The organism is Paenibacillus sp. MY03, assembly GCF_002165585.1.
Lineage (GTDB): Bacteria > Bacillota > Bacilli > Paenibacillales > Paenibacillaceae > Pristimantibacillus > Pristimantibacillus agaridevorans.
The window spans coordinates 304645-314359 of sequence record NZ_MXQD01000004.1 but is presented as its reverse complement, the minus strand read 5'-3'; the positions used below and the strand labels follow the sequence as shown (position 1 = coordinate 314359).

The window sequence follows — 9715 nt, the reverse complement described above, 5'->3', positions numbered from 1 at the left end:
ATGAATGTAACCCAAAAAAGAGATGAACCTACGAGGAGAGAGCGAGTATGGAGAGAGAGCTTGCGCTAGAAATTGTAAGAGTTACGGAGCTGGCGGCATTGGCTTCGGCGCCATGGATGGGCCGCGGAGACAAAAACGGAGCAGACGGAGCCGCAACCTCCGCAATGAGAGCGATGTTCGATTCGGTGTCGATAAGGGGAACGGTCGTCATTGGCGAAGGCGAGATGGATGAGGCGCCCATGCTATACATTGGCGAAGAGGTGGGCAGCTTGAACGGTCCCGAGGTCGACGTCGCAGTGGATCCGTTGGAAGGGACCGAGATCGTCGCCAAAGGGCTGAATAACGCATTGTCCGTCATTGCAGTCGCGGGCAAAGGTCAATTGCTGCATGCGCCGGATATGTATATGGAGAAGCTGGCTTACGGGCCTGCTTTGGTCGGCAAGCTCAGCATTACGGATCCCCTGGAGGAGACTCTGTCCAAAGCGGCGGAAGCACTGAACAAAAAGGTGTCCGATCTGACGGTTATGATTCTCGACCGTACCCGTCATGAGACGATCATCAAAGTGCTAAGGAAGGTTGGCGTTCGCATCAAATTTTTATCCGATGGGGACGTGGCAGGGGCTATGGCGCCGGCTTTTCCGGAGGCGGGAATTGATTTGTACGTGGGGTCGGGCGGTGCGCCGGAAGGGGTGCTCGCGGCTGCTGCGCTGAAATGTCTAGGAGGCGAATTGCAGGGGAGATTGATGCCCGCCGACGCGGCGGAATACGACCGCTGCATCGCGATGGGCATTGCTGAGCCTTACAAGGTGCTGACGATGGAAGATATGGTCGGAACGGAGGATGTTATTTTCGCGGCTACGGGGGTCACCCCGGGCGAATTTCTTGGCGGCGTCCGATATTTCCCGGATGAACGGGCGGAGACCCATTCCATCGTCATGCGCGCCAAAACAAAAACGGTTCGTTTCGTGCGCTCCATTCACTATTTGCCCAACAAGACATTCCTCCAGACAGCGCGTTGAATGTTGTATTGGCGACGAGTGGTAACCTCGTTACCGAATCGGAATAATTTTCTCCTACTTGGAGTAGAAGCACATATGTCTTACGCAAAAGAGGGCAGTCCTCAAAGTCTCCGTTGGATGACTTTGGGGATTGCCCTCTATTTGCTCAAGAGTATATGCCGACCATCCCGGCTTACAGCCGCTATCCGCGCGCTACTAGTCCAGCGGAGGCGTCGTCACGCCCTCGCGTTCCGCCTGCTTGCGGTGAGCGATGCGGCTGGCCGCGGACGCCGCGATGGCGCCGACGATATCGTCCAGGAAAGTGTGGATCTCGCCTTCCGTCTTGCTGTTAAGCCTAACGAGGATGCCCGGTTTCACTTTGTCGATGAAACCGAAGTTCGTAAACCCGATGCTGCCATACACGTTGACGATCGATAAGGCCAATATTTCGTCGCAGCCGTACAAGCCCTCGTCATGTTGAATCATCTCCTGCAATGGGGGCAGCAGCTTGCCCTCCTCCGCCAGCATATCAAGCTGAATGCCGGTCAGAACGGCGTTCTGCACCTCGCGCTTCGACAACACGGCATCTACATGAATCATACATTCGTCCAGCGTCAGCTCAGGGAAATAATCCTTCTGCAGGAAATGCACGAGCTCGGCAATTTCCATTTTGGTGACTCCGCGTTTCTCCAGCCATTCTTCTGTGGCTTCAGCCACCTTTTTACTATTTAAGCTATATTTTGCGGGATTGCTCATCTTCTTTGTTCCCCCTCATGATTTTGTGGACAAAACTGGTCTAAAACAGGGAAGGGCTCGTATACATAGTACTACAAATAAGGAGTTGTACAAAGCCGACAGGCAATATTCATTGGGGAGGAATTGTAATCATGGTTCAAAAAAGATGGATTCGCCATACCGCATTAACCGCCGTACTCGTATTGCCGGTCATTACGGCAGGCTGCGGACTGTTCTCGCAACAAACAAGCAAGTCGATCGATCCGCCGCCGTCACAGGTGGAAACGACGGAAAACAACGACCCTACCGGACAGGCTCCGGTGGACGGGCAAGCGGGGGGCTCCAGCCTGACCGTGTATTTGCAAGATCGAAACGGTTACTTGGCGCCAATCTCGATTCCGATCGCTTACGGAGCCGAAGAGATGCCGGGACAGAAGGCGCTGGAGCTGATGGTGGATGGCGGCACATACGCGTCTACGCTGCCGGAGGACTTCCGCGCGCTGATACCGCAAGGCACGCAGATTTTGAGCTACAACTACGATAAGGAGCGTCAGATCGCCCAAGTCGACTTCTCCGAGCCGTTTATTAGCTACAACGCGGCGGACGAGCGTGACATTATCGAATCCATCACTTGGACGCTGACCGCCATGAGCGGTATTAAAGGCGTAGAACTATCCGTGCAAGGCGAACCGTTGACAGAAATGCCCGTAGCAGGATTCCCGATTAATGGCGAGCTTACCCGTGCAATCGGCATCAACATCGAGCTGGCGGACGGCGTCGCCATTACGAACTCTTCGCCGGTGACGCTGTACTTCTCGGCCGATACGATGAACGACGAACAATATTATGTGCCGATCACTCGCCTGATCTCACGCTCCGATTCGCCAGCCTTGGCGGCCATGGATGAGCTCATCGCGGGTCCGCAGAATACAAAAGCGTTAAATAGCGTCATTTTGCCGGATGTTGAAGTGGCGAGCATCGAAGAGAAGGACGGCATCGTAGTCGTCGATCTTGAGGACGCTACTTACGAGACGGGGGTCCAATTGCCAGCGGAACTGATGCAAGCGGTCGTATTGTCCCTGACGGAGACGACGGGAGAAGCCGAAGTCCAGATCCGCATCAATGGCGAGTCCAATCTGGTGGACACCAACAACAACGATTACAGCAAGCCGGTCGGCCGGCCGCATCATGTGAACGCATTGAAATCATAATATTTCCGCCCCGCTTGGAAAACGAATTTCTGCAAGAAATGGGACCTCATCCTCCACTTTGAAGTGGAATTGAGGTCCTTTCGCTTGTAACGCGGATATTCACATGTTATTCGAACGCTTCGGGACAGTTGCTTCGTATTATAAGTTTAGTTTATGTCACCTCTAAATAGCTAAAAATGCGGCCGTAAATGTAACAATTCCGGGATTGTTTGAAACCCCTTTCATCCCTAAGATGAAGGGGCAGGCGATATGCAAACGTTTTCTTGAGCATGTGTTGGAGGCGCCTGACAATTTATGGTGGAAGAGGGGGAAGAGCATGATGAAAAAAGGTTTGGCCATTTTGCTGGCTGCGGCGTTGCTGTTAGCCATGCTGCCGTACGGGCAGAGGGGGCTGCCGATTGCAGCGGCAGCCCCTGACGAAACAGAGGGAGAGAAGCTGCATTATTACATTATCCCCAGAAATTTCACTTCTTTCGGTTCATGGTCGTTGACAGGCGAACATGTGACAGGACGCGCGACGGCTTCCGCGCCGGGAGGCGGCATAGACGAGGGAGAGCCGGCAGTGGCGAAGGTGAGCATTCAATCGGCCGGCGAATACAGGGTGTGGGTGCGGGATCGCGATTATGCCACCAATCAACCCGGTACAAGAACATTTCAGGCAAGCGTGAATGGCGAACGAATCAGCCATACCTTCGGAGCCCATGGACAGGAAGGTTTTCGCTGGAGCGATGGGGGCACGTTTACGCTCCATGCCGGTGTGAATGAATTGGCTCTTCACGATACTTCGGGTTTCTACGCCCGCAATGAGGGATTTTTCCTGACGAAAGAGCTATCGCTGATTCCACCGGAAAATTTGGACGAACTGAGAGCGCTGGCCGAACCCGAAAATCCGTTTTCGTTCCTGCCCGACGCGAATTTCCCTGCGTGGGCTGTAGCGGATGACATGGTGGCTGCAGAAACGGCATCCATTGAAAACGAGAAGTTCAGAATTGTGTTTTATCGCGGCGAAGGGGAACAGGGATCGCTGGTGCAGAACGAAATTTACATCAACGATTCTGGCCAGTGGGTGCGGGTCAAGGCCAGAACGGAAGAACTGGGTTTCCTGATGATGGCGGCGGCCGGCAGCGAGCTTGTCGGGCAGTCCGGCGAGTTCCTGCAATTCAAACAGGAGCTGAATGTGGACGGCAGTAAGGTCAATATGGTGGTGGACGACTTCTTCCGAACAGGCGTGCCGGTATGGTTCGTCCCAAGCAGCTTCGAGCAGGTGAATGAGAAGCGGATCGATCTGGGGTTCGGGAATTCGGAAGCCGAATTGACTGTTCGATTCGAGTTTGACGATGTGACTCTCGATCCCAAGGTTACGCTGGATGCCGAATTTGAGGAGGCGGGCGCGTATTCCTTCATGCTGTACAATGGCAACGAGACGCCGTACGAGGACTACGACACCGTCACGGCGCCGATGCTCTATGTCAAAAAAACGGTTCCGGCTGCGCCGACCGTCATCCCGGAAGCCTATATGTTCACGCCGATGGCTACGCTACATTATGCGGCCGGGAACGACCGGTTCCAAGGGGCGGAAATGACGGCCGGCATCGTGATGGACCCAGCTTCCGTGCCGCAGGACTTCGCCTATCCCGACACCTCTTCGTTCGGGCTGGTTCTGCGCGGTCCCGAAGGCGACGTCAGGCCGCAGCTTACGGCTCCGATGTTCGGCACGGAGCATAGCCGCTTCGATGCGGGCGAACGATATACGGTTTCGTATCGCATTCTCTATGAACAGGGCTCCTGGTACAATACGTTCCGACATGTCAGCGAAGACTTGTTCAAGGTCAGAGATTTGCGGACGAATTATTTCCATTCCTTGAATGAAGCCATATATAACGCTACCGACCTGATGATGGACGATGATTTCGGCGGCTGGGATGCCGTCAATATGGCTCATTACAATATGGAAGAACAGGATATGACCACCTTGTCCAACGCCATGTCGGCTTTGCAGCGCTACCTGCTGACGGAGGACGAAAGCCTATTGGAGCAAAGGGCCGTGCCTACGCTTGCTTTCATGCTGAGCCGTCAGAAGCAGCATTTCAAGATAACGGACAGCAAGGGCGGAGCCAGCTACTCCAGCGTGCTGCCGACGCCGCTCGGCGGTCCCGTGCAGTTGTTCAGTGCCCATGTATACGGCGGCTTGTACGAAATGACGCAGGGAAGAATGCCGTTCCTGCTGGATTACGCGCTGGACGCCGCTTCGACGCAGTCCAACCTGACGGGAATAGCCGATCAGGCCAGCCTGTACAAATATACCGGCGATCAGACGCATCTGGATAATCTTGTGGAGTTGGCCGATCGTTACCTGACCAGCCATCCGAATGCGGGAGCGAACAGGGAAGCCCGGTTTATGGGCAGCTTTATCTACAGCGATTATATCCTTCCGTTAACGGCGTTTATGGCAGCCTACGAGGCGACCGGGGAGCAGCGTTATCTGGATGCGGCCGAGGAAACCGGAAGGCTGCTGCTGACCTCGCTGTGGACAACCGGGTACCATGACGACTATGCGGAGACGGACTACACGGTCACGCAGGAGAAGACGGGACCGCGCCTGCTGAATGCGGAGAAATATACGTTCTGGTGGCATGGGGACAAGCAGTGGCGGCTCGGCAATGAGGACGGAGGGGCCAAGCCGGCACAGGAATTGAACTTGCCGCTGCCGGCGGAGACGGCTCCCGGCTGGCTTGGAGGCCGGGTCGGCATGGGCACCGAGCATACGGTGACGCCCGGTCACGGCAACATCATTACGATGAACAACTGGGCCGGGATGCTGTCGAGGCTGTCCGTCTATACCGACGATCCGTATTTCTATACGATGGCCCGCAATGCCATGATCGGCCGGTTCGGCAACTACCCCGGCTATTATCAGGATCGCATCATTTTCCATCAGATGAAAGAAGACTACCCGTACACCGGGCCCGACTACACATCGATCTACTGGCATCATATCCCTGTATTCATCAGCATGCTCGAGGATTTCCTGATCAACAGCGTTTGGGTCAAATCAGAGCAAAATATTTCGTTCCCGTCGCTCTACCAATCGGGGTACGCCTATTTCGCGTCCAATCAGTTCGGCCATGCGCCGGGCGCGTTCTATGACGAGGACGGGATGTGGTTGTGGCTGGACCGGGACATTATCGAGCCGGACTCCAAGGAGATCAACTACATCGCCGCGCGCAAGGACGGCGTTCTCGGACTGGCGCTGATGAACGAGGGCAACGATCCGCTGCAAACGACGATTCGTCTCGGGGCGAAGACGAATCCCAATTATACAGGCATCGCCACCGTTTACGACGCTGACGGCAACACGTCGACCGTGCAGATTGAAAGCGGCGAGTTTACCGTCGACATTCCGGCCAAAGGCATCAAGTCCGTTATGATCCGGAATTTGGCCGAGGTGCGCACGCCGGCTTTCGCCAACCCGGATTTCGAATATTCGGATTATACGGAAGGCAACACGGTGGAGCACGGGCGGGGCAAAGGCCATGTCATCCAGGTCGCTCCGGATCATTATTACGCCTATGTGTACGTATCGGATTTGAACAGCGCGACCGAGAAGGTCACGCTTCACTACATGATTGGAGACGAGACGTTTACGCAAGAGAAGAGCGGTTATCCTTACGAGTTTCTGATCAAGGTGGACGATCCCGACGAAACTTTCCGTTACGAATTGGTTGCCGACAGGGTCGGCGGTTCGACGGAGCTGCTCAGCGGCGGGGAGCTGAAGCCGTATGATTTCACCCATCCGGGGCTGAGCGTGGAACCGAAGCAATTGGGGCCTGTGCTGGAGCTGGACTCCAAGGCGCTGCGCAGCGGCATGAGCCCGACATCCGGCACGCTTCGATTTGTAGTGCCCGCAGAGGATTTTTTCCCGATACTGCCCGCTGTCGATACGCTGAAAGGCATGAAAATATCGGGAACACTGACGCACAAGACGGACGGCTCGGTCAAACGGCTGATCAGCGAGGTGGTCGCCAGCGAAGTGAATACGGGCGCGGATACCGGCACACTGACGGTGGTCGTGAAGCCGACCATATCGGTGCCGCTGGCCGCTTACTCCGATCATGACGTAAGACTGACGGTGACCGTTCCTGCAGACCAAGTGCTGGCCTTTAATCCGCTCCCGGTTGCGGTCACGCAGGTCGGCATGGCCGCAAGCCGGAACGAAATCAGGCTTGTCGTCTCCCAGTCCGACTTCCCGCAGCCGCTTAAGGAGAATCAACTGAGCGGCCTTCGGATAAGCGGAACGCTGACAAGCAAGACGGATCAGTCGGTGCTGCAGCTGGCCTCCGTCATCAGGGGCAATGAAATTCGCGCCAACGGGACGACCGTTCTGGTCGTCGAGCCTACGCCGGAGGTGCCGCTAAGGGAATACAGGGATTACGACTTCGATATTGCGGTCGATTATCCGGCGTTCTGGGAGCCGCTGCCGATCGACGAGCCGATTGACTTGACGGTGGCGCAAGCAGGTACGAGCCCTTCTCAGAAGATGCTTCGTCTTGTCGTGCAGACATCCGATCTGCCGTTCACCCCGGTGAATGGCGATCTGAAGGGTTTGCGCGTAGCGGGAGAAATCCGCAATCTGAGCACCGGGGACATCCTGAGCTTGAACAGCTTCATTATGAACACGGAGGTTGTCGCCAACAACAGGACGGTGTTGGTCATTCCCCCCACTTCGACAGTTTCTCTTCGGGAGTATAAAGTTAGCGACTACGAAACGACGCTGACGGTGTACCCGCAGATCGCGGGCGCATGGAACATGAAGGCGGAGCGCAGCGGGGAATGGCAATACGAGCTCAATTCCGAGGGCAATGCGGTCACGCTTGTCGGTTATAACGGACTTGGCAGCCCCGTCATTCCGGAGAGAATTGCCGGTTTGCCCGTAACCGCCATTGGCATGTCGGCCTTCCGGAACAAAGACATCCGGAGCGTATCCATTCCGGACAGCGTAGTCGAGATCGGTCATTCCGCATTTCGCGGCAATGATCTGACAGTCGTCACGGTACCGGACGGAGTGGATCGGATCGGCGATTCTGCCTTCCGTCACAACAAACTGCAGACGTTAGTTGCGGCTGGCGCCGCTACGGTGTTCGACGGAACCCCGCTTGCTTTGAACACGGCAGGGCTGACGATATACGGCTTCGCAGATTCGACGGCCGAGCAGCATGCAGCTCAGCAGCAATATTCATTTGTTGCCATAGAGCCGATCGAACTTGATATGCAGCCGGACGGCATGGAGGGCTGGACCAGATCGGTTCAAGTCGAAGCGGCGGCTTCGAATGGCGATATCGCCATCGAAGGGATATGGTCGCAAGAATCGGAGACGCCGGGCGACGATGCGGATTGGACAGCTCCGACTCCGGGAGCGGGCTTCGAGCTGGCGGGGGCGGACGGAATTTGGTATTTGCACGTCCGTGCCGAGGATGCGGCAGGTCTTCGCTACCACAAGGTTTCACAGCCGTTCCGGCTGGACAATACGCCTCCGGACATTGAGCTGCAGATGAACGGAATCGAGTCCTCGAGCCCATCTGTCACGGTAGGGATATCGATTCTGGACGACGGGGCGGGAGTCGATCCGGCAAGCTTGCTGTACGCTTGGACGGCAAGCGCCACGGAGCCTGGTAACGATGCGGAATGGAAATCGTTCGAACCTGACGATGAAGTCGTTCTGAATCTGGGGTGGGGGGACTGGTACTTGCATGTTCGCGCCGCCGATCACGCGGGCAATGAAGCCGCGTTGCACTCGAATACATTCCGTCTGCTCAATCCGAACGCTGCGGGTCCGACTCCGTGGGTTCCGCCAGCTAATGATGATCACCCTTTGGAAGAGCAAGAGGAGAGTGGGGAACAGGGGGAGCCGGAGAAGGATGGTACAAGTGAAGAAGTGCGTCCGACTCCCGTATTTCATGATATTTCAGGCCATTGGTCCGAACAGGTGATGAATGAACTGGCAGCCAAAGGAATCATTTTGGGTTATCCGGACGGCAGCTTGCAGCCGGACCGGACAATGACGCGCGCCGAATTTATCGCTTTGCTGGCGCGGGCCTTCCACGCGCAAGCGGAATCAGCAGGAAAGCCGGACTTCGAAGATATGGCGGAACATTGGGCGCAAGCGGAGGTGGCCGCCGCCCAACGTTTGGGATGGATAAGCGGCACGGGCAACGGGCGCTTCTCGCCCGACGAATGGATAACCCGCGAACAGATGACGGTTATTCTGATGCGTATCGTTCAGCCGCCAATGTTGAACGGAGGCGGAGAAACCTTCGGGGATATGGACAAGATTGCGCCATGGGCGCGCGAGTCGGTGTCCGCGGCTGCGGGCATCGGCATCATTGCCGGATACCCCGACGGCAACTTCCGTCCGGCTCAAGCCGCCACAAGAGCGGAGGCGGCCGCCGTACTGGCGAGAATACTGCTGCTGGACGGAATCGGCGAAGGTGAATGAATGAAACATGGGGCCGTTCGCATGATACGGGAATGCCCCGATTTATACGTGAAAGGACCTCAAATTCACTGCAAAGTCGAATTTGAGGTCCTTTTTCTTGAAAAAAAACCGTCTTAACATGGGACTCAAAAAATCATGAATTGGCTGTTTGGGAAAGCCCGTTAGTTGAATCAACACCCCTAAATGTAAAGGTGGTTGGATTGTCGTATAAAACGTGGCACAATTATAATGAATAAGATAATGACAGCGCTTACAGTCGAGACGGCCATTTCTGCATG

4 protein-coding genes are annotated in these 9715 nt (G+C 55.7%); 3 read left to right on the top strand and 1 reads right to left on the bottom strand.

Translation table 11 applies throughout. The features are described 5' to 3' along the window. The first annotated feature begins 47 nt into the window (after positions 1-47). Positions 48-1019 (top strand): class II fructose-bisphosphatase, encoded by a 972-nt coding sequence (gene glpX, locus B1748_RS03985; protein ID WP_087566565.1) that lies wholly within the window; start codon positions 48-50, stop codon positions 1017-1019. A 195-nt stretch (positions 1020-1214) separates the two neighbouring features. Here glpX and B1748_RS03980 read toward each other — a convergent pair whose 3' ends face one another. After that, positions 1215-1754 (bottom strand): phosphatidylglycerophosphatase A family protein, encoded by a 540-nt coding sequence (locus tag B1748_RS03980; protein WP_087566564.1) that lies wholly within the window; start codon positions 1752-1754, stop codon positions 1215-1217. Positions 1755-1885: 131 nt separating this feature from the next. On the opposite strand from B1748_RS03980, the gene B1748_RS03975 reads away from it, so the two are divergent. Together B1748_RS03975 and B1748_RS03970 are read left to right on the top strand one after the other, a co-directional pair. Further along, complete coding sequence (locus tag B1748_RS03975; RefSeq protein WP_087566563.1) at positions 1886-2944, top strand: GerMN domain-containing protein; 1059 nt, start codon at positions 1886-1888, stop codon at positions 2942-2944. A 316-nt stretch (positions 2945-3260) separates the two neighbouring features. Continuing rightward, complete coding sequence (locus B1748_RS03970) at positions 3261-9437, top strand: S-layer homology domain-containing protein (protein WP_179215366.1); 6177 nt, start codon at positions 3261-3263, stop codon at positions 9435-9437. The last annotated feature ends 278 nt before the right edge of the window (positions 9438-9715 follow it).